15 protein-coding genes are annotated in these 20527 nt (G+C 54.5%); 8 read left to right on the top strand and 7 right to left on the bottom strand.

Annotation, left to right across the window (positions count from 1 at the left end):
• Nucleotides 1-32: 32 nt before the first annotated feature.
• The 4 genes from argH to argC form a co-directional block, all read right to left on the bottom strand.
• Nucleotides 33-1406 (bottom strand): argininosuccinate lyase, encoded by a 1374-nt coding sequence (gene argH / locus RAC65_RS18995; protein WP_033738117.1) that lies wholly within the window; start codon nt 1404-1406, stop codon nt 33-35.
• An 88-nt stretch (nt 1407-1494) separates the two neighbouring features.
• Nucleotides 1495-2712, bottom strand: a complete 1218-nt coding sequence (locus tag RAC65_RS18990; RefSeq protein WP_033738115.1) for an argininosuccinate synthase — start codon at nt 2710-2712, stop codon at nt 1495-1497.
• 24 nt (nt 2713-2736) lie between these two features.
• Complete coding sequence (gene argB, locus RAC65_RS18985) at nt 2737-3513, bottom strand: acetylglutamate kinase (RefSeq protein WP_006121174.1); 777 nt, start codon at nt 3511-3513, stop codon at nt 2737-2739.
• Between the two features lie 14 nt (nt 3514-3527).
• Nucleotides 3528-4532 carry an N-acetyl-gamma-glutamyl-phosphate reductase gene (gene argC, locus RAC65_RS18980; protein WP_006121175.1) on the bottom strand — a complete coding sequence of 335 codons (1005 nt, stop codon included), beginning with the start codon at nt 4530-4532 and terminating at the stop codon, nt 3528-3530.
• Nucleotides 4533-4700: 168 nt separating this feature from the next.
• Here argC and argE point away from each other — a divergent pair, with 168 nt between their 5' ends.
• Entirely contained in the window at nt 4701-5849 is a 1149-nt protein-coding gene (gene argE, locus RAC65_RS18975) for an acetylornithine deacetylase (RefSeq protein WP_277283496.1), read from the top strand.
• Nucleotides 5850-6199: 350 nt separating this feature from the next.
• The gene (gene ppc / locus RAC65_RS18970; RefSeq protein WP_006121177.1) at nt 6200-8848 is read left to right on the top strand and encodes a phosphoenolpyruvate carboxylase; all 2649 of its coding nucleotides are present in this window, start codon (nt 6200-6202) and stop codon (nt 8846-8848) included.
• A 473-nt stretch (nt 8849-9321) separates the two neighbouring features.
• Here ppc and RAC65_RS18965 read toward each other — a convergent pair whose 3' ends face one another.
• Together RAC65_RS18965 and metB are read right to left on the bottom strand one after the other, a co-directional pair.
• A complete protein-coding gene (locus RAC65_RS18965) occupies nt 9322-11754 on the bottom strand; it encodes a bifunctional aspartate kinase/homoserine dehydrogenase II (RefSeq protein ID WP_033738110.1) in 2433 nt (810 codons plus the stop codon).
• Between the two features lie 2 nt (nt 11755-11756).
• Nucleotides 11757-12917, bottom strand: coding sequence for a cystathionine gamma-synthase (gene metB, locus RAC65_RS18960; protein ID WP_006121311.1), 1161 nt, complete (start codon nt 12915-12917; stop codon nt 11757-11759).
• A 269-nt stretch (nt 12918-13186) separates the two neighbouring features.
• Between metB and metJ the strand changes: the two genes are divergently transcribed.
• The gene (metJ, locus tag RAC65_RS18955; RefSeq protein ID WP_006121309.1) at nt 13187-13504 is read left to right on the top strand and encodes a met regulon transcriptional regulator MetJ; all 318 of its coding nucleotides are present in this window, start codon (nt 13187-13189) and stop codon (nt 13502-13504) included.
• 74 nt (nt 13505-13578) lie between these two features.
• On the opposite strand, the gene rpmE is transcribed toward metJ, so the two are convergent.
• The gene (rpmE, locus tag RAC65_RS18950; protein ID WP_006121308.1) at nt 13579-13794 is read right to left on the bottom strand and encodes a 50S ribosomal protein L31; all 216 of its coding nucleotides are present in this window, start codon (nt 13792-13794) and stop codon (nt 13579-13581) included.
• Between the two features lie 224 nt (nt 13795-14018).
• Here rpmE and priA point away from each other — a divergent pair, with 224 nt between their 5' ends.
• From priA to hslU, 5 genes are all read left to right on the top strand, one after another.
• On the top strand, nt 14019-16214 hold the full coding sequence (gene priA / locus RAC65_RS18945) for a primosomal protein N' (RefSeq protein ID WP_375097042.1): 2196 nt from the start codon (nt 14019-14021) through the stop codon (nt 16212-16214).
• A gap of 164 nt (nt 16215-16378) precedes the next feature.
• Complete coding sequence (cytR, locus tag RAC65_RS18940) at nt 16379-17413, top strand: DNA-binding transcriptional regulator CytR (protein ID WP_282498347.1); 1035 nt, start codon at nt 16379-16381, stop codon at nt 17411-17413.
• A 156-nt stretch (nt 17414-17569) separates the two neighbouring features.
• Nucleotides 17570-18541 (top strand): cell division protein FtsN, encoded by a 972-nt coding sequence (ftsN, locus tag RAC65_RS18935; RefSeq protein ID WP_375097041.1) that lies wholly within the window; start codon nt 17570-17572, stop codon nt 18539-18541.
• An 88-nt stretch (nt 18542-18629) separates the two neighbouring features.
• Nucleotides 18630-19160 (top strand): ATP-dependent protease subunit HslV, encoded by a 531-nt coding sequence (gene hslV / locus RAC65_RS18930; RefSeq protein ID WP_006121303.1) that lies wholly within the window; start codon nt 18630-18632, stop codon nt 19158-19160.
• A gap of 10 nt (nt 19161-19170) precedes the next feature.
• On the top strand, nt 19171-20508 hold the full coding sequence (gene hslU, locus RAC65_RS18925) for an HslU--HslV peptidase ATPase subunit (RefSeq protein ID WP_006121302.1): 1338 nt from the start codon (nt 19171-19173) through the stop codon (nt 20506-20508).
• The last annotated feature ends 19 nt before the right edge of the window (nt 20509-20527 follow it).

The following is a 20527-nucleotide window of genomic DNA, read 5'->3' as shown; positions in this document are numbered from 1 at the left end:
CATGGTATGCCCGCTCTTTTTTTATCTGCGACTCAGGCTAAGCGCGCTTTGGCATCCGCAATGGCACGAGCAACCTGAGACGGTGAAACGCCTCCCTGCGCATTGCGCTTATCCAGGCAGGATGACAGGGCCAGCACCGGATAGACATCGTCTTCGATAACAGCACTGAACTGCTTAAGCTGAGATAACGACAAGGCTTCCAGTGCCACACCTTGCGCGATCGCTGCAACGACCGTTTCTCCCACGATATGGTGCGCTTCACGGAAGGGAACGCCTTTTGCCACGAGATAATCGGCCAGTTCCGTTGAGTTTGCGTAACCCTGTTCGGCCGCTTCCTGGCAGCGAGGACGTTTTACCTGCAAACCTTCCAGCACCAGCACGGACATATGCAGGCAGTCCAGCCAGGTATCAAGCGCATCAAACAGCCCTTCTTTGTCTTCCTGCATGTCTTTGTTATAGGCAAGCGGCAGGCCTTTCAGCGTCATCATCATGCCGGTTAACGCGCCCTGAACCCGCCCGCATTTTCCACGGATCAGCTCCAGTGCATCCGGATTTTTCTTCTGTGGCATCAGGGACGAACCTGAGGTGACTTTATCCGAGAGTTCGATAAAGCCGGCTTCGCCGGTATTGAAGAAAATCATGTCTTCCGCAAAACGTGAAAGGTGCACCATGCCGATTGACGCATCGGAAAGCAGCTCCAGCACATGATCACGGTCGGATACGGTATCCAGGCTGTTACGCGTTGCAGACGCGAAGCCTAACCAGCCTGCCAGTTGCTCACGGTCAATAGCATAAGCCGTTCCGGCCAGTGCACCACAACCTAACGGGCTGACATCAAGACGCTTTAACGTATCCTGCAAACGGCTTTCATCGCGCGCCAGCATTTCAACGTAAGCGAGGCACCAGTGTGCAAACGTCACCGGCTGTGCACGCTGTAAATGTGTATAGCCCGGCATCACCGCGTCCTGATTGACTTCGGCAGTCGCCACCAGCGCCTGCTGCAGCTCACGTGTGGCATCCAGCAGTGCGGCAACCTGCTCTTTACACCAGAGTTTCAGGTCGGTCGCCACCTGATCATTGCGGCTACGGCCGGTGTGCAGTTTTTTGCCCAGCGCACCGACTTTCTCAATCAACTGGCCTTCAACCCAGCTGTGAATATCTTCGGCATCGCTTTGCAGGATTTGCTCAGGATTGGCACGAACCTCCTCCAGCAGTGCGTTCAGTGCGGCTTCAAGCTGTTGCTGCTCATCACTGCTCAGGACATTTACCGTCACCAGCGCTTTGGACCAGGCCACTGAGCCAATGATGTCCTGCTCTGCCAGGCGGTAATCAAAACGCAGCGAGTCGTTGAACTGTTTGAAACGTTGATCTGCTGCCTGGGTAAAGCGTCCACCCCAAAGTGCCATGTGAATCTCCTTCAAGTCGTTAAACCAGGGGCGGCCTGAAAGCCGCCCCTGATGTCATACTGAGAGGCGAGGCAATCCCCGCCTGCGATTACTTTTTCTGCTCGTTCAGCGCACGGATACGTGAAGAGAGTGAGAACAGACGAATAAAGCCGCCTGCATGACGATGATCGTAAACTTCGTCTTCGCCGAAGGTCGCGAACTCTTCGGAATACAGGCTGTTAGCTGAACGCTTCTGCGTCGCCGTGGCCTGACCTTTGTAGAGTTGCAGAACCACTTCGCCGTTAACCTCTTCCGCCAGCGACTCTGCAGCCGCCTGGATAGACTTACGCAGCGGTGCAAACCAGCGACCATCGTAAACCACATAAGACATTTCATGGCCCAGCTGCTCACGCCATTTGAAGCTGTCGCGATCCAGAACCAGTTGCTCTACCGCACGCAGCGCGTTAACCATAATGGTGCCGCCAGGGGTTTCGTAACAGCCGCGTGATTTAATGCCTACCAGACGGTTTTCAACGATATCGATACGGCCCACGCCATGTTTTGCACCCAGCACATTCAGTTTTTCCAGACACTGGAACGGGCTCAGTCTTTCACCGTTCACCGCCACCACGCGGCCTTTTTCAACGGTTACTGTCACGTCTTCTGGCTGATCGGGCGCTTCCAGCGGATCGACAGTCCAGACCCAGCAATCTTTGTTAGGTGCGTTAGACGGGCTTTCCAGCACGCCGCCTTCGGTAGAAATGTGCCAGGCGTTTTCATCACGGCTGTAGATTTTTTCCAGCGACGCGGTGGTAGGGATGTTGCGCGCTTTCAGATAATCCAGCAGCGCTTCACGCGAACGCAGATCCCACTCGCGCCATGGCGCCACCACTTTCAGCTGCGGCGCCAGTGCGGTGTAAGTGGTTTCGAAACGCACCTGGTCATTACCTTTACCCGTGGCACCGTGGCACAGCGCATCAGCACCCACTTTCAGCGCCAGCTCAACCTGGGCTTTCGCGATGATAGGACGCGCCATTGAGGTACCCAGCAGATACGTCCCTTCATACAGGGCCCCGGTCTGCAGCACCGGATAAACGTAGTCACTGATAAACTCTTCACGCAGATCGACAACGTGACATTCTGATGCACCTGACTGCAGCGCTTTCTTCTCAACGCCTTCCAGATCGCTACGTTCCTGACCGATATCCGCCACGAACGCGACCACTTCACAGCCGCCATAGTTTTCTTTCAGCCAGGGAATAATGGCCGAAGTATCCAGACCACCGGAGTAAGCCAGTACGATTTTTTTGATGTTTTGCGTTTGCATTTCGTAATCCTTGAATCTGAGTCGTTAAGCGAGAATCCGGGTGCCAATGGACACGCCGTTAAAAAGGGTAGGTAACTGCTCGGCATGACGCCAGCTGGCAATATCGACCGGACGGCCCAGCGTGCGTGCCGCATCCAGCGCAGCGTTCACTTTGACAATCATGCCATCGGTGATGATGCCCTGAGCGATCAGCTGTTCTGCTTTATCTGCCGTCATTTCTTCGATGCGCTGACCTTTGCCATCAAGAATGCCGCTGACGTCCGATAACAAGACTAAGTCAGCACCCAGCGTTGAGGCCAGCGCTGTGGCAGCCTGATCGGCATTGACGTTCATAAGCTCACCGCTGTCGGTGATGCCGATTGAACTGACAACGGGCATGTAACCTGCACCCAGCAGCGTGTTAATTAATGCAGGATTGCCCGGCGTTGCGTTGCCCACATGGCCCAGCGCTTCATCTAACTGGGTGACATTGACCAGGCCCGCATCGCCCAGGCACAGACCGACGGCCTGAATGCCGTATTTTTTCGCCCAGGCCAACAGCGTTTTATTGGCGGTACCAGCCAGTGCGCCGGTGATGATGTCAATCTGATCGGCAGGCGTAACACGCAAACCGTTCTTCTTTTGCACCGGCAGCGCCAGTTTTTTCATCAGTTCATCGACCAGGCAACCGCCACCGTGAACGATAATCAGGGGGCGCTGATGAGCAGAACGGTAGGCCAGCAACGCGTCAAATAAACGGGCCAGTGCTTCTTCGCTGTCTAACAGCACACCGCCCAGCTTGATAATTAATGGATTAGTCATGGTTTAGTCGTCCGTTAAATCAGTGACTGCGTTTCAGGGAAACCGAAACGAATATTAAGACACTGTACTGCCTGAGAGGCTGCCCCTTTAAGCAGGTTATCTTCAGCAGCCACCACAATCAGGTGTTCGCCCTGTACGGCAAAGCCAATATCGCAGTAAGGCAGACCGACCACGGCTTTCAATGCCGGTACGCCTTGCTCGTAAACGCGTACCAGCGGCTTATCGTGGTAGGCATTGTGAAAGACCTCAGCGACATCATCACGGCTGACGCCGGCATTAAGACGGCAGGTGATCGTGGCCAGGATGCCACGCGGGAAACTGCCCAGGTGCGGCGTAAAAATTACCGGTGTGCCCAGGTGCGCCACAATTTCAGGATGATGACGATGATTAAAAATACCGTAAGGCTGCAGACTGACTTCACAGAAGCTGGTACCAACATTCGCTTTGCGCCCTGCTCCACTGACGCCACTGGTGGCATTGATGACCGGCCACTGCGCCTCATTCAGTAAACCGGCATCCACCAACGGCTTGAGTGCCAACTGAGAGGCGGTGGGATAGCAGCCAGGGACGGCAATCAGCTGTGCTTCTTTGATTTTTTCCTGCTGGAACTCCGCCAGACCGTAAACGGCTTTATCCAGCCAGTCCCCATGCTGGTGCGTGAAGCCATAAAACTGCGTGTAAAACTCGCCGTCGTTGACGCGGAAAGCGCCGGACAGATCGAACACGACGCAGCCAGCTTTCAGAAATTCAGGCGCCAGGTCGTGGCTGACTTCGTGGGCCGTCGCCAGAAACACCACATCAACTTTATCTGCCCATTCGTCGGCGCGGCTCAGTGGCTGCAGCGGCAGATCCACCACGCCTTTCAGCTGTGGATGAAGATCGGACAAGCGCTTACCCGCATCGGGACTTTGCGCAGACACCGCCAAAGCGGTTATGTTGATATGTGGATGGCGATTAAGGAAGGTGGCAAGCTCTACGCCAGCGTAACCACTGGCACCAACGATCAGCGTATTCAACATCAGGCTGTATACCTTTATTACAGTCACACGTTCCGGGTCGCGGCCTTGCCCCGTTGCCCACGATGTCGTTTGCAGCGATTTAAGGTTCACATGCACACGACGTTAATGTATTTTTATTCACTATTAATGCATGAATATTGATACATCCTAACTCAAGGACCGTCAACAGTGAAGACAAAATTACCGCCTTTTATCGAACTCTACCGCCAGTTGATCGCAACACCGTCTATCAGCGCAACCGATGCCGCTCTCGATCAGAGCAATGAAACTTTAATCAATTTACTGGCTGGCTGGTTCCGTGACCTGGGTTTTATCGTGGAAGTCCAACCCGTGCCGGGCACGCGGCATAAATTTAATATGCTGGCGCGCACCGGAAGCGGTGCGGGCGGTCTGCTGCTTGCCGGGCACACCGATACCGTTCCGTTTGATGATGGTCGCTGGACTCGCGATCCCTTTACCCTGACCGAGCACGACAACAAGTTGTACGGTCTGGGTACCGCCGATATGAAAGGCTTCTTCGCTTTTATTCTGGACACGCTCCGTGATGTGGATGTGACAGCCCTGAGTAAGCCGCTTTATATTCTGGCCACCGCTGATGAAGAAACCACCATGGCGGGCGCGTCATATTTTGCCGCATCCACACAGCTTCGCCCTGACTGCGCCATTATTGGCGAACCGACGTCGCTGAAACCTGTCCGTGCGCACAAAGGACATATCTCGAATGCGATTCGTATTCAGGGTCAATCCGGCCATTCCAGCGATCCGGGTCGCGGCGTCAATGCCATTGAGCTGATGCATGAGTCGATTACCGAACTCATGCAACTGCGCAATACGCTGAAATCCCGTTACAACCATGATGGTTTTGCAATTCCTTATCCCACAATGAACTTTGGTCATATTCATGGCGGTGATGCAGCAAACCGTATCTGCGCCTGCTGCGAATTGCACATGGACATCCGCCCTTTGCCGGGGCTGACGCTGAGCGATCTTGACGCGCTGCTGAATGAGGCACTAGCGCCGGTGAGCGAACGCTGGCCGGGACGGATTACCATCGAAGAATTGCATCCGCCGATTCCGGGCTATGAATGTCCGGTTGACCACGAGCTGGTCAAGGTGGTGGAAAAACTGCTGGGTACACCGACAGAAGTGGTGAATTATTGCACTGAAGCCCCGTTTATCCAGCAACTTTGTCCAACGCTGGTGCTGGGCCCGGGTTCTATCAACCAGGCGCATCAGCCGGACGAATTTATCGATACCGCATTTATTCAGCCTACGCGCGCCTTAATCGCTCAGGTTGTGCAGCATTTCTGTCACTAATTATCATCAAACGGGGCATTTCACTGTATTAACAGCAATATGCCCTGCCAATCTGTGGGATTTGATAATAAGAATAACTTATCCCGCTTCGCCGCTATCAAATTCCATGAATTTCCGTCAGTTAGCTGCACGTTTCCCTCACTTTAAGTCATTTGACGAACGCCTGATTACGTGGCTAGATAAAAGACGATGTTATACCCACTGGGCAATCATCCCACTTTATTCAGCTTGCGACGGGCAGCAACTGAAGAACCCCGGTCAGAGCCGGGAGGACGACGTTGCTGGCTTTTCTGCTGCCTGAAAAGGCCGGGTATAGAGGTTTATCAAGACGATAAGGGTGTCAGGGTCACATGAACGAACAATATTCCGCAATGCGAAGTAATGTCAGTATGCTCGGCAAACTGCTCGGGGATACGATTAAGGATGCGCTGGGAGAGAATATCCTGGGCCAGGTGGAAACCATCCGTAAGCTTTCTAAGTCATCCCGTGCAGGAAATGACACTCATCGTAAGGAATTGCTGAATACGCTGCAAAACCTGTCAAATGACGAGTTATTGCCCGTGGCGCGTGCCTTTAGTCAGTTCCTCAACCTCACTAACGTGGCTGAGCAGTATCAAACGATTTCCCGCAGCGGCGATGGCGCAAACCACCCTGAACTATTGAAAAAAACATTTGAAACCCTCAAGCAAAATAATCTCAGTGAAAGTGCGATTCATAAAGCCATTGAATCACTTTCCCTGGAACTGGTTTTAACCGCGCACCCTACTGAAATTACACGCCGCACGCTGATTCACAAACTGGGCGAGGTCAACAGCTGTCTTGAACAACTCGACCACAGCGATATCTCTGAATACGAACGCAACCAGATTATGCGCCGCCTGCGCCAACTGGTCGCGCAGGCCTGGCATACGGATGAGATCCGTAAATACCGTCCCACGCCGGTTGATGAAGCCAAGTGGGGATTTGCCGTCGTTGAAAACAGCCTGTGGGAAGGTGTACCTGCATTTTTGCGTGAGCTGAATGAGCAGGTAGAAGAGACGTTTGGCATTAAGTTACCGGTTGATTTTGTGCCGGTGCAGTTCACCTCCTGGATGGGCGGAGACCGTGACGGTAACCCGAACGTCACCGCCGCCATTACCCGCCATGTTATGCAGCTCAGCCGCTGGAAAGCCACCGATCTGTTTCTGCGCGATATTGGCGTGTTGATTTCGGAACTGTCGATGTCCGAATGCAGTCAGGAAGTTGCCGAGCTGAGCGGCGATCCTGAGGCGCTGGAGCCGTATCGCGTGATCTTAAAGCGTCTGCGCAGTCAGCTAATGTCTACCCAGGCTTACCTGGAGCGCCGCCTGAAAGGCGAGCGCTTGCCCCGCCCGGCAGACCTGCTGGTCTCCAACGCGCAGTTGTGGGATCCGCTTTTCGCTATCTATCAGTCCCTGCAGCAGTGCGGCATGGGCATTATTGCCAACGGTCAGTTACTGGATACGCTGCGCCGCGTGAAATGCTTTGGCGTGCCGCTGGTTCGCATCGACGTCCGTCAGGAAAGCACACGTCACACTGAAGCTATCGCTGAAATTACCCGCTATCTGGGCCTGGGCGATTATGAAAGCTGGTCGGAAGCCGACAAGCAGGCTTTTCTTATCCGTGAGCTGAACTCCAAGCGCCCTTTACTTCCTCGCAGTTGGGAACCGAGTGACGAAACCCGCGAAGTGCTGGAAACCTGCAAAGTAGTGGCAGAAGCGCCCCAGGGCTCTATCGCAGCCTATGTCATTTCGATGGCGAAAACGCCGTCTGATGTCCTTGCCGTCCATCTGTTACTGAAAGAGGCTGGCATTCCGTTCGCTATGCCGGTTGCTCCCCTGTTTGAAACCCTGGATGACCTGAACAATGCCAATGATGTGATGAGCAAACTGCTTAACATCGACTGGTACCGTGGTTTTATTCAGGGCAAACAAATGGTCATGATTGGCTATTCCGACTCGGCGAAAGATGCCGGCGTGATGGCCGCCAGCTGGGCACAATACCAGGCACAGGATGCACTGATTAAAACCTGCGAAAAGGCGGGCGTTTCCCTCACGCTATTCCACGGACGCGGCGGCACCATCGGCCGCGGTGGTGCACCCGCGCATGCCGCACTGCTGTCCCAGCCGCCAGGCAGCCTCAAAGGCGGCCTGCGCGTGACGGAACAGGGCGAAATGATTCGCTTCAAGTACGGCTTGCCGGAAGTCACTATCGCCAGCCTGTCGCTTTATACCGGCGCGATTCTGGAAGCCAACCTGATGCCGCCGCCGGAACCCAAACCGGAATGGCGTAATATCATGAACCAGCTTTCTGCCGACTCCTGCGCCATGTACCGGGGTTATGTGCGTGAGAATAAGGATTTTGTGCCTTACTTCCGTTCCGCAACCCCTGAGCAGGAACTGGGCAAGCTGCCCCTGGGCTCTCGTCCGGCGAAGCGTCGTCCGACGGGCGGTGTGGAATCCCTGCGCGCCATTCCCTGGATTTTTGCCTGGACGCAAAACCGCCTGATGTTACCCGCCTGGCTGGGCGCGGGCGCCGCCCTGCAGCAGGCGATGCTGGCAGGCCATCAGGATCAGCTTGAGGCCATGTGCCGCGACTGGCCCTTTTTCTCAACCCGCCTTGGTATGCTGGAAATGGTGTTTTCGAAAGCAGACCTGTGGCTGGCGGAGTATTACGATCAGCGGCTGGTTGATAAATCGTTATGGCCATTAGGTAAACAGCTGCGTGACCAGCTGGATGCCGATATTAAAGCGGTGCTGACCATCGCCAACGATTCCCATCTGATGGCGGACCAGCCGTGGATTGCCGAATCGATTGCCCTGCGTAACGTTTATACCGATCCCCTGAACGTACTCCAGGCAGAGCTGCTTCACCGTTCACGTGCACAGGAAGCCCGTGGTGAAGAACCGGATGCGCGCGTCGAACAGGCGCTGATGGTGACGATTGCCGGTGTCGCTGCAGGGATGCGTAATACAGGTTAACTCACAGAAACAGGGCGGTTGATACCGCCCTGTTTCGTATCAGTTAACGTCATCCTCATATCGCCATTACAGGTCGCCCAACTGACGCGGGGGCAAAAGGTATCGCACATTTCAGATTGTAGAAATACCGGTCTTTTACCCTTTCGCGTGACAGAATATTCACCCTGTTCGTAGCAGGCTCAGGTGACCAATGGCATGCCATAGCTTCTCTGCCATTTCGCTGATCCGGGGCGGGAAGAATGAAGAGTAATCTGTCTGTTTAGCGCTGAGCGGCAAAAAAACGCATCCTGCCACCACCACCCAACGCTTCCCCCCAACATAGTGAGACGTTCAGACATTCAACGTGATCGATGCTCCCCTCAGCGCCAGTCAAAATGGCGCCACAGGCAGGCAAACGTTACCGCACGTTATGACATCGGCGAGCAGAAACAGGGCAAAAAAACAGGTGCCGGAGCACCTGTGTTGAAACCTGTTTAGAGGAGTTGCGCGAGGCGATTGATATCAGACTGTATGGCGCCTGCCGTGACGTCACGACCCGCGCCAGGTCCGCGAATCACCAGAGGATTATCGCGATACCAGCGGCTGTCGATGGCAAACACATTATCGCAGGGCAGTAAGGCTGCCAGAGGATGCTCAGGACGAACGGCTTCCACACCCACACGTGCTTTGCCATTGGCATCAAACCGTGCCACGTAACGCAGGACCAGCCCCATTTCCTGAGCGGCTTCAAACCGTTGCAGCATCTGCTCATTAAGTTCGTCACCGTTCTCGAAGAAATGGTCGACGGATTCATCACAGTTCTGGGGCACCAGTGACTCGACGCGTACCTGATCGGGTTCAATGTTATAGCCCGCTTCACGGGCCAAAATGACCAGCTTACGCATCACATCCTCGCCAGACAGATCAACTCGCGGATCCGGCTCGGTTAAGCCCTGCTGCCATGCCTGATCCACCAGTTCGGTAAAGGGCACCGACCCGTCAAACTGCAGGAACAGCCAGGACAATGTGCCAGAGAAAATACCGCTAATCGACAGAATGGTATCGCCACTTTCACGCAGATCCCGCACCGTATGGTTGATGGGTAAACCTGCGCCTACGGTGGCGTTATATAACCAGTGACGCCCGGTTTTTTCGAAGGCATCGCGAATCTCACGCCAGGTTTGCGTGTCGGACGCGCCCGCAATCTTATTAGCGCTAATCACGTGGAAGCCATGACTGGCAAAATCCAGATACTGCTGTGCCAGTGGTTTACTGGCGGTGACGTCCAGCACCACAAGATCATCGTAAGGATGCGCCCGCATCCACAGAAACAGCGATTCTTCATCACGTGTTTCCGCTTCATCGTCAAAGAAGGCCAGCGCGCGGCTGGCATCAAGCCCGTCATAGTTCAGCAGGCTGCGTTGACTGTCGACCACACCCGCGAGCACAAATTCAAAACCGGTTCGTGCTGACAAGGTTTCCTGCTCACGCGCAAACAGTTCCAGCCAGCGTGAGCCGATATTGCCTTTGCCAAACAGCATCAGGCCAATTCGCTTTTCGGCACGGAACAGGGAGCTGTGTAAGCCCTGAATTAAATGCTGCGTCGGCCCCACGCGCAGGACCGCCACCACGCTGATATGTTCTGGCGACTGACAAACAAACTCAACCGGCTGATCTTTCAATTGCTGCCAGAAACGGTGCGTATGCAACGGATTACGAGTCACGCCTGCTCCGACCAGCGCTACCAGCGCTAAGCCATCACGTAACTGTAAATGCCCGGGTAAGCCTGCGTCCTGTAACAATGTGAAGGCGCTGTTAACCACTTCAGAGGTGTAACAGAGTTGCAGCAGCTGACGATCAGGATGAACGCCCATTGCCAGTGGGCGCATCTGCGCGCGCGTGAGCAACTGATCGATCTCTTTGCGCAGGAGCGTAAAATCGTGCTGCCCGGGAAGCTGGATTTCGACCAGACACACATCATCGTGACTGGTCACAATGCGTGCGCCCGTTCCGGAAGCGAGGACGCGCTCAATACGGGTTGAGCCCTGTTCTGGCTGATAGCTACAGCGCAACTGCAAATCGATGTCGCTGCCGGAAACGGGCTGTAAGGTGCGGGTATGCAGCACCGGTGCGGCGAGACGCGCCAGTTCACTGGCCTCATCAAGACGCAACAGCGGCAGCAGACAGGCATCAGAAACTTTACGTGGATCGGCACTGTAAACACCCGCCACATCACTCCAGATAGTGACGCGTCCCACACCGGCCAGCGCACCAATTTGTGTGGCGGAGTAATCAGAGCCATTACGCCCCAGCAACACGGTTTCACCCGCATCGTTGGCGCAGATAAAGCCCGTCACCACGATACGTTTATGGGGATGCTGGGCCAGCAGCGTTTGTAACAACGGCCAGGATTTTCCTTCATCAACCTGAGGCTGCGCGGCACGTTCTGCACGCAGAAAATCGCGCGCGTCCAGCCAGCAGGCCTGCAGATCGTGTTGATTCAGCACGGCGGACATTAAACGTGCCGACCAGACTTCACCATGGCCCACGACTTCCGCATAAACCGCGTCGGTAACGGTACCATCGAGTAATCCGGCAAGCTTCTCAAGATCGCGAATAAAGGCCGATATTAAAGGTTCGGCGATTTCGGCAGGCAACAGGGCACTGATGAGCTCACTCTGATAACGACGTAATGTCTGCTGCACCTGATGCGCGGACAAGCGGTCACTCTGGCTCAGTTTCAGCCAGCTAATCAGCTGATTGGTCGTTGAACCTGCGGCTGAGACCACCATCATGTCGCCTGGCTGGCTGTAATCCGCCATGATGCTGGCAACACGCTGGTAGCAGCGTGCATCGGCAAGGCTGCTGCCACCAAACTTGTGGAGCTGTCTGTTGTTTGGCGTTCCTGCGCCTGCTGAAATCGTCATGGTTAATCCTCTGCTGCGATCCGGAATGCATTATCCAAATCGGCAATTAAATCTTCGTGGTCTTCAATCCCCACAGAAATACGGAGCAATGTTTCAGAAATACCTGCTGCGGCACGGGCTTCTGCAGACATGCCAGCGTGTGTCATGGTCGCGGTATGCGAGATTAAGCTCTCAACGCCACCCAGTGATTCAGCCAGCGTAAACAGTTCAAGCGCTTTCAGGAAACGACGCAAGCGCGCTTCATCGCCATCCAGTTCGAAACTGAGCATGGCGCCAAACCCACGCTGCTGACGCGCAGCGACTTCATGCCCGGCATTTTCTGGCAGAGAAGGATGATACAACTTTTTCACCAGGGGCTGCTGCTTCAGATAAGCAACAATTTCTAACGCATTACGCTGAGCAGCGGCCATACGCGGCCCCAGCGTACGCATACCACGTAACAGCAGGTAGCTGTCAAAAGCGGAACCGGTCACGCCAATATTATTCGCCCACCACGCCAGATCGGTCGCGACCTGAGGATCTTTGGCAATGACAGCGCCAGCCACGACATCGGAGTGCCCGTTTAAATATTTGGTACAGGAGTGAATAACCAGATCTGCGCCCAGCGCCAGCGGGTTTTGCAGCGTCGGACTCATAAAGGTGTTGTCCACAACGCTTACTGCGCCTACTTTGCGCGCGGCGTCGCAGATGGCCGCGATATCGACGACACGCAGCAGCGGGTTGCTGGGGCTTTCTACTAATACGAGCTGAGGTTTCTCGTCCAGCGCAGCCTGTAGCGCGGCACTGTCGCCTTGATCGACAAACTTCACCCGATAAGCACCGCGCTTGCTTAAACTATCGAACAGACGGTAGCTGCCGCCATAGCAGTCGTGCGGTGCCACCAGCAAATCGCCAGGCTTCAGGAAAACCGTTGTGACCAGATGAATGGCGGACATGCCGGTATTAGTCAATACCGCGCCCGCCCCGCCTTCCAGCTCTGCCAGCGCGCGTTGCACAACGTCGCGCGTAGGATTACCACGACGAGAATAATCGTGGGCTCGCGGCTCATTGAAATCATGGAAGTTATAGGTGCTGGAAAGGTGGATGGGCGGGACAACGCAGCCATATTGCTCGTCGTCATTCAAACCGCTGCGCACTGCGATGGTTGCCTGTTTACGCGTCATAGGGCTAACTGTTCCTGAAGTGAGAAATAAACTGACCACAGGATATCAGCTTACATTTAGACGTCAATACATCTGGACATCCAAATGTCTTTGCGTATAGATTGAGCATGGCCGCAATAACCGCTAAAATTATGCGCCCATGCTGGCGTTCAACCCATTTTCTTCCTGTGTTGGACGAAGAAACCCGCCAGAGAAGGGGTCCGGTAGAAGAAAATCAGGCATAATCGGCTGATTTCGTAACTTTTAACTTTTATTGATTAAGGTATCCCATGGCTGAATGGAACGGCGAATATATCAGCCCGTACGCTGAGCACGGCAAGAAGAGCGAACAGGTTAAAAAAATCACGGTTTCTATTCCGTTGAGCGTGTTAAAGATTTTGACTGACGAACGGACACGTCGTCAGGTGAATAACCTGCGCCATGCGACCAACAGTGAGCTCCTGTGCGAAGCCTTCTTGCATGCTTTTACCGGGCAACCGTTACCAAATGATGTCGATTTGCGTAAAGAACGTAACGACGAAATCCCGGAAGAAGCGAAGAAAATTATGCGCGAGATGGGCATTGACCCGGACACCTGGGAATACTGAGTCAGCCAGACATAAAAAAACCCAGCCTGAGCTGGGTTTTTCTTGCCGCCGAACAAATGTTCGAATGCCGTTTCTTATTTTTTGGTGCCTGGCACGCTGAAACGCTTGTTGAAGCGGTCAACGCGGCCACCAGTGGCAACTTCACGCTGCTTACCGGTGTAGAACGGGTGGCACTTACCACAAACGTCCAGGTTCAGTTCGTGAGTCAGCGTAGAGCGAGTGTGAATCACGTTACCGCAAGTACAGTTGATGGTAACTGCTTCGTATTTAGGGTGAATACCTTGTTTCATGGGAAACCTCATAGAAGGCCGTGTCGCTCTCCGCGCCAGGACGAAACCTGCGCAGCACCACACGCGATTGAACATTAATGGTGTACTCCGGTAAGGTCTTTCCTACCGAAGGCGGCATATTATACAGGCTAATGTTTGCTGCTGCAAATGTCGCCTGAGATACCCGTCCTGTGCGCCAGCGTGTACACTAATCGCCCTGTCAGATGAACCGGAAAGAGAAAGTTATGCCCGTTGTTCAGGTTGCCCTGCCCGTTCCCCTTCCCCGCCTTTTTGACTATCTGCCGCCTGAGGGTGTGCAGCCGGTGACTGGCGGTCGCGTGATCGTGCCGTTTGGTAACCGGAAAATGATCGGCATTGTGGTGGCGTTCTCTGACAGCAGCGATCTGGCGACCTCACAGCTTAAACAGGTGCTTACCGTCCTGGACAGGGAATCCCTGTTTCCGTCCTCTCTGTGGCGCATTCTTCACTGGGCAGCCGACTATTATCACTCTCCGCTGGGTGAGGTGCTCAGCCATGCCATTCCGATACTCCTCAGACAAGGTAAACCGGCTCAGGATGATCCCCTGTGGCGCTGGGAAATCACGGAACAGGGCCGCGCGACGTCCCCGGAAAGTCTTAAACGCGCGCCCAGACAACAACAAGGTCTGGCGGTGCTGCGCCAGCAACCGCTCTATCGTCATGAAGTCAGTGAACATGACCTGACCGAGGCGGCTATGCAGGCGTTGCGCGCGAAAGGGCTGTGCGAATTGCACGAGCACCAGCCGCAAATGCATGACTGGCGAACCGCGTTTGCGGTAAAGGGTGAGCGTCTGCGCCTGAACACCGATCAGGCGACTGCGGTGGGCGCCATCCGGGGAGAAGATGAGCACTATGCCGCCTGGCTGCTGGCAGGAATTACAGGTTCCGGTAAAACCGAGGTGTATCTCAGCGTACTGGAAAATGTGCTGGCGCGGGGGAAACAGGCACTGGTGCTGGTACCGGAAATTGGCCTGACGCCACAAACCATTGCCCGTTTCCGTGAACGTTTTGACGCGCCGGTGGATGTCCTGCATTCGGGACTTAATGACAGCGAGCGTCTGTCCGTGTGGCTGCGGGCGCGACGGGGGGAAAACGCCATCATTATTGGTACGCGTTCCGCGCTCTTTACCCCCATGGCGCGACCGGGCGTGATCATTATTGATGAAGAGCACGACAGTTCCTATAAGCAACAGGAAGGCTGGCGCTATCAGGCACGGGATCTGGCTGTCTTCCGCGCGCATGAAGAAAACATTCCTGTAGTCATGGGATCCGCAACGCCGGCACTGGAAACCCTTCATAACGTGCGTAACGGTAAATATCGCCAGCTTGATCTGATGAAGCGTGCCGGCAATGCTAAACCGGCACTGCAGCAGTTGATCGACCTGAAAGGGGCACAACTTACTGGTGGCCTGGCACCCGCCCTGATCTTCAAAATGCGTCAGCACCTGAAAGCCGATAACCAGGTTCTGCTGTTTCTGAACCGCCGCGGTTTTTCGCCGGCTCTGCTCTGTCACGATTGCGGCTGGATCGCCGAATGCCAGCGCTGCGACCGTTATTACACGCTGCATCAGCATCACCGCCAGTTGCGTTGCCACCACTGTGACAGTCAACGACCGTTGCCGCATCAGTGCCCGCAATGTGGTTCAACACATTTACTGCCGGTCGGTGTGGGCACGGAACAGCTGGAGCAACAGCTCGGCACCCTTTTTCCCGGCGTCCCTGTCTCACGCATTGACCGTGATACCACCAGCCGAAAAGGCGCTCTTGAACAGCACCTCGCCGACGTTCATCGCGGGGGCGCGCGTATTCTGGTTGGCACGCAGATGCTGGCAAAAGGTCATCATTTCCCGGATGTCACCTTAGTGTCGCTGCTGGATGTAGACGGTGCCTTGTTCTCAGCCGATTTCCGTGCTGCGGAGCGCTTTGCTCAACTGTATACCCAGGTGGCCGGACGTGCCGGACGTGCCGGTAAGCAAGGTGAGGTTTTACTGCAAACCCATCATCCTGATCATCCCCTGCTGCAAACGCTGCTGCATCAGGGCTACTTCGCTTTCGCACAACAAACGTTGCTGGAACGCCAGTCGGTCTTTTTACCTCCCTGGACGCACCATGCCTTGTTCCGGGCAGAAGACATGGATAATCATCAGGCTGCAGAATTTCTGCAACAGCTACGCAATATGCTGGAAGCCAGCCCGCATAACGATGCGTCAATGTGGTTTATGGGCCCGTTACCTGCCTTACAGCCCAAACGCAGTGGCCGCTGGCGCTGGCAGTTACTGGTTCAGCATCCCTCGCGTAAACGCCTGCAACAGTTGCTGAGCAGTTCGTTGCCGCTGGTCACAACCTTGCCCGCCTCACGAAAGGTGAAGTGGACGCTGGATGTCGATCCTACCGAAAGTTAAGGCCGGCCAGGTTGCGAGCGGGATCGAAATACGTCGCATAAGTCACAATTTTTATGCAAATTAAGTAACAGCCTTGTTGGCCAATCGATAACAATAGTGCCCGGCTTGTTTTTATACCCGTCGATACGAACGTTGAATGCGCGATTACGCATCAGGAGCATGTGTTGGATCAGAATCAACCGCCGGCCGCCGCCACCATGAAAGACGTCGCAGAAAAAGCCGGCGTCTCCACTGCTACCGTGTCGCGTGCGCTGATGAATCCCGAAAAAGTCTCTTCGGCCACTCGCCAAAAGGTGGAACAGGCCGTCGCGGCCGTAGGCTATGCGTCGCAAAGCATGACACGACATTCCCGGCGCAACGACACACAAACGATTTTGTTGATCGTCCCCAATATCTGCGATCCCTTTTTCAGCGACATTATTCGCGGCGTTGAAGTCGCCGCCTCAGAAGCCGGTTATCTCGTGCTTATCGGCGATTGTGCGCATCAGAAACCGCAGGCGTGGACATTTCTCAACCTGATACTGACACGTCAGATTGATGGCATGGTGCTGCTGGGCGCGCAGTTGCCTTTTGACGTCAGCCCGGACGAACAACGTAATCTTCCGCCCATGGTGATGGCGATTGAGTTCGATCCCGAGATGTCGTTGCCGACGGTGAATATCGACAATCTTACCGCCTCATTTGTTGCCGTTAACCATCTGCTGGAGTTAGGCCATAAACGCATCGCCTGCCTGGCCGGTCCGGAAGATGTCGCCCTGTGTCAGTATCGTCTGCAGGGCTACGTACAGGCGTTACGACGCAGCGGGATTAGCGTCGATCCGACCTGTATTGTTCGGGGAGATTTCACTTTCGAATCAGGTGTGGCCGCGATCAATCAGCTCATGACCTTAGCCGAGCCCCCGCAGGCCCTGTTTTGTCACAGCGATATCATGGCCATCGGTGCCATCAGTCAGGCAAAAAAACTGGGCTTACGTGTGCCGGAAGACCTGTCCGTGGTGGGATTCGATGACATCGAGCTGTCGCGCTACTGCGAACCGCCGCTGACCACGGTGAAACAACCCTGTTTTGACATTGGCCGCGAAGCGTTGCTGCTACTGCTGAACGAACTTCAGGGGAAAGGCACGCGGAGCGGGTCAAAGTTACTCGACGCAGAATTAGTGATACGCGGTAGCACAACATTGGCAAAAATGGGGCGTTGATACAGAAAATGTTCCGCTATTTTCAGGAGATTCTTAGGGCTATCATTGCTGGTCAAAGTTCCAGCCCTTAAGTAACATGGCGGGCTCCTTGCCGGGCGTGTGGTAACAACGGATTCGCCCAAATGGCATCATATTTTGAAGGGTATCAGGACGAGAGTGGCACAAAAAGATTATGTAGGCCGCGAGCGTTCAACAGGGACGCGTCGCAAGAAAAGCCCCAGCCGTGGTAAAAAAACGAAAAGCGGTTCAGGCACCTCTAAACTTATGATTGTACTGGCGGTGGCTGTATTAGTGACCTTTGCCGGTGGTTTATGGTTCCTTGCGCATCATAAGAAGGAAGATGTGCCGGTCATTACGGATCATAAAGCCAACGGTAATGGCTTGCCGCCCAAGCCTGAAGAACGCTGGAAATACATAAAAGAGCTTGAAAATCGTCAGGTTACCGTTCCAACGCCCAGCGAACCAACCTCGGGTGGCGAAGTCCAGTCACATACTCAGTTGACGGATGAGCAACGTCAGTTGCTGGAACAAATGCAGGCAGATATGCGCCAGCAGCCTACCCAGTTGAACGAAGTCCCGTGGAACGAGCAAACCCCGGCACAGCGGCAGCAAACGCTGCAACATCAACAACAGGTTCAGCAATACCAGCATCAACAACAGGTGCAACAATTCCAGCGTCAGCAACAGCAGGTGCAACAATTCCAGCGTCAGCAACAGCAGGTGCAGCAACGTCAGCAGCAGGTACAACAGCCGCGCCAGCAGATTCAGGAACAACATACACAGCGCCAGCAACAGCAGAATACTCAGCAGCAGTCACAACCTGCGCCGGTGACACGCGAACCTACCGCCCAGCCTAAGACACAGGATACGGCGAAAACGAAACCTGCTGAAAAAGCGGCATCGCAACGCTGGATGGTGCAGTGCGGTTCGTTCAAGGGAACAGAACAGGCTGAATCCGTACGTGCTGCCCTGGCGTTCGAAGGTTTTGAAAGTCGCCTCACCTCCGGCGGCGGCTGGAACCGTGTGGTGGTCGGGCCCTTTAAAGATCGGGCCAGTGCCGACAGTACGCTGAAACGTCTGCGTGCGTCAGGCCATTCCGGCTGCATTCCGCTCGCCATTGGGGGTTGAAACCCGTCAAACCCGCCCCATATCTGTCTGCATGATCCTCCGCGCCTTGTGCGCGGAGCTTTTTTCCGACAGTAAAAGGGGTCTGCCCGTGACAACAATAGTAAGTGTTCGACGCAACGGCCAGGTAGTGATTGGCGGTGATGGCCAGGCTACGCTCGGTAATACCGTAATGAAAGGCAACGTTAAAAAAGTGCGTCGTCTTTACAACGATAAAGTCATTGCTGGCTTCGCTGGCGGTACCGCCGATGCCTTTACCCTGTTTGAACTCTTCGAACGTAAACTTGAAATGCATCAGGGCCATCTGGTGAAAGCGGCCGTTGAGCTGGCGAAAGACTGGCGCACCGATCGGATGTTGCGCCGTCTTGAAGCGCTACTGGCGGTGGCCGATGAATCCGCCTCGCTGATTATCAGTGGTAATGGTGACGTCATTCAGCCTGAAAACGATCTTATTGCCATCGGTTCAGGCGGTCCCTTCGCCCAGGCGGCGGCGCGCGCACTCCTGGAGAATACAGAGCTGGGCGCACGTGACATCGTTGAGAAATCGCTGAATATCGCTGGCGATATTTGCATCTACACTAACCACAACGTTAATTTTGAAGAATTAACGTCTAAGTCGTAAGGATTTAACCATGTCTGAAATGACTCCACGCGAAATCGTCAGCGAACTGAACCGCTTTATCATTGGTCAGGACAGCGCCAAGCGCGCCGTGGCCATCGCGCTGCGTAATCGCTGGCGCCGTATGCAGCTTGATGAAGAGTTGCGTCACGAAGTGACACCGAAAAACATTCTCATGATCGGCCCGACCGGTGTAGGTAAAACGGAAATTGCTCGCCGACTGGCAAAACTGGCTAACGCTCCCTTCATCAAGGTGGAAGCCACCAAGTTCACCGAAGTGGGTTATGTCGGTAAAGAAGTCGACTCCATCATTCGCGACCTGACGGACTCCGCGATTAAAATGGTGCGCAGCCAGGCCATTGAGAAGAACAAATACCGCGCAGAAGAAATGGCGGAAGAGCGTATCCTGGATGTCCTCATCCCGCCGGCAAAAAATAACTGGGGACAGGCTGAACACACCAGTGAGCCCTCATCTGCGCGTCAGTCTTTCCGTAAGAAGTTGCGTGAAGGCCAGCTCGATGATAAAGAAATCGAGATCGACTTAGCTGTAACAGGGCCGGGTGTAGAAATCATGGCACCGCCGGGCATGGAAGAGATGACCAGCCAGCTACAGTCCATGTTCCAGAATCTGGGTGGTCAAAAGCAAAAGCCACGCAAACTCAAAATCAAAGAAGCGATGAAGCTGTTGATTGAAGAGGAAGCGGCTAAGCTGGTTAACCCGGAAGAACTGAAACAGGATGCCATCGACGCGGTTGAACAGCACGGCATCGTCTTCATCGATGAGATCGATAAGATCTGTAAACGCGGCGGCCAGAACGCCGGTGGCCCCGATGTTTCGCGCGAAGGTGTCCAGCGCGACCTGCTGCCACTGGTAGAGGGCTGTACCGTGTCGACAAAGCATGGCATGGTTAAAACTGACCATATCCTGTTTATCGCCTCGGGCGCATTCCAGGTGGCCAGCCCGTCTGATTTGATTCCTGAGCTACAGGGCCGTTTACCGATTCGCGTTGAACTGCAGGCGCTGACGGTCAATGATTTCGAGCGCATTCTGACTGAACCGAATGCCTCCGTCACCGTACAGTACAAAGCGCTGATGAATACCGAAGGCGTGAACATTCACTTCACCGACGATGGTATTCGCCGTATCGCGGAAGCGGCCTGGCAGGTCAACGAAACGACCGAAAACATCGGTGCGCGTCGTCTGCATACCGTGCTGGAGCGCCTGATGGAAGATATTTCTTACGATGCCAGCGATCGCAGTGGAGAGTCCGTAACCATCGATGCTGATTACGTCGGCAAGCATCTGGATGAACTGGTTGCAGATGAAGATTTAAGCCGCTTTATTCTGTAACACTTCGTGTCCATGCGTT

It is taken from the genome of Pantoea sp. BS_8, from assembly GCF_041954965.1.
Taxonomy (GTDB): Bacteria; Pseudomonadota; Gammaproteobacteria; order Enterobacterales; family Enterobacteriaceae; genus Pantoea; species Pantoea stewartii.
Note: the sequence above shows the minus strand (reverse complement) of the source record. Positions and strands in the feature narration are given on the sequence as shown.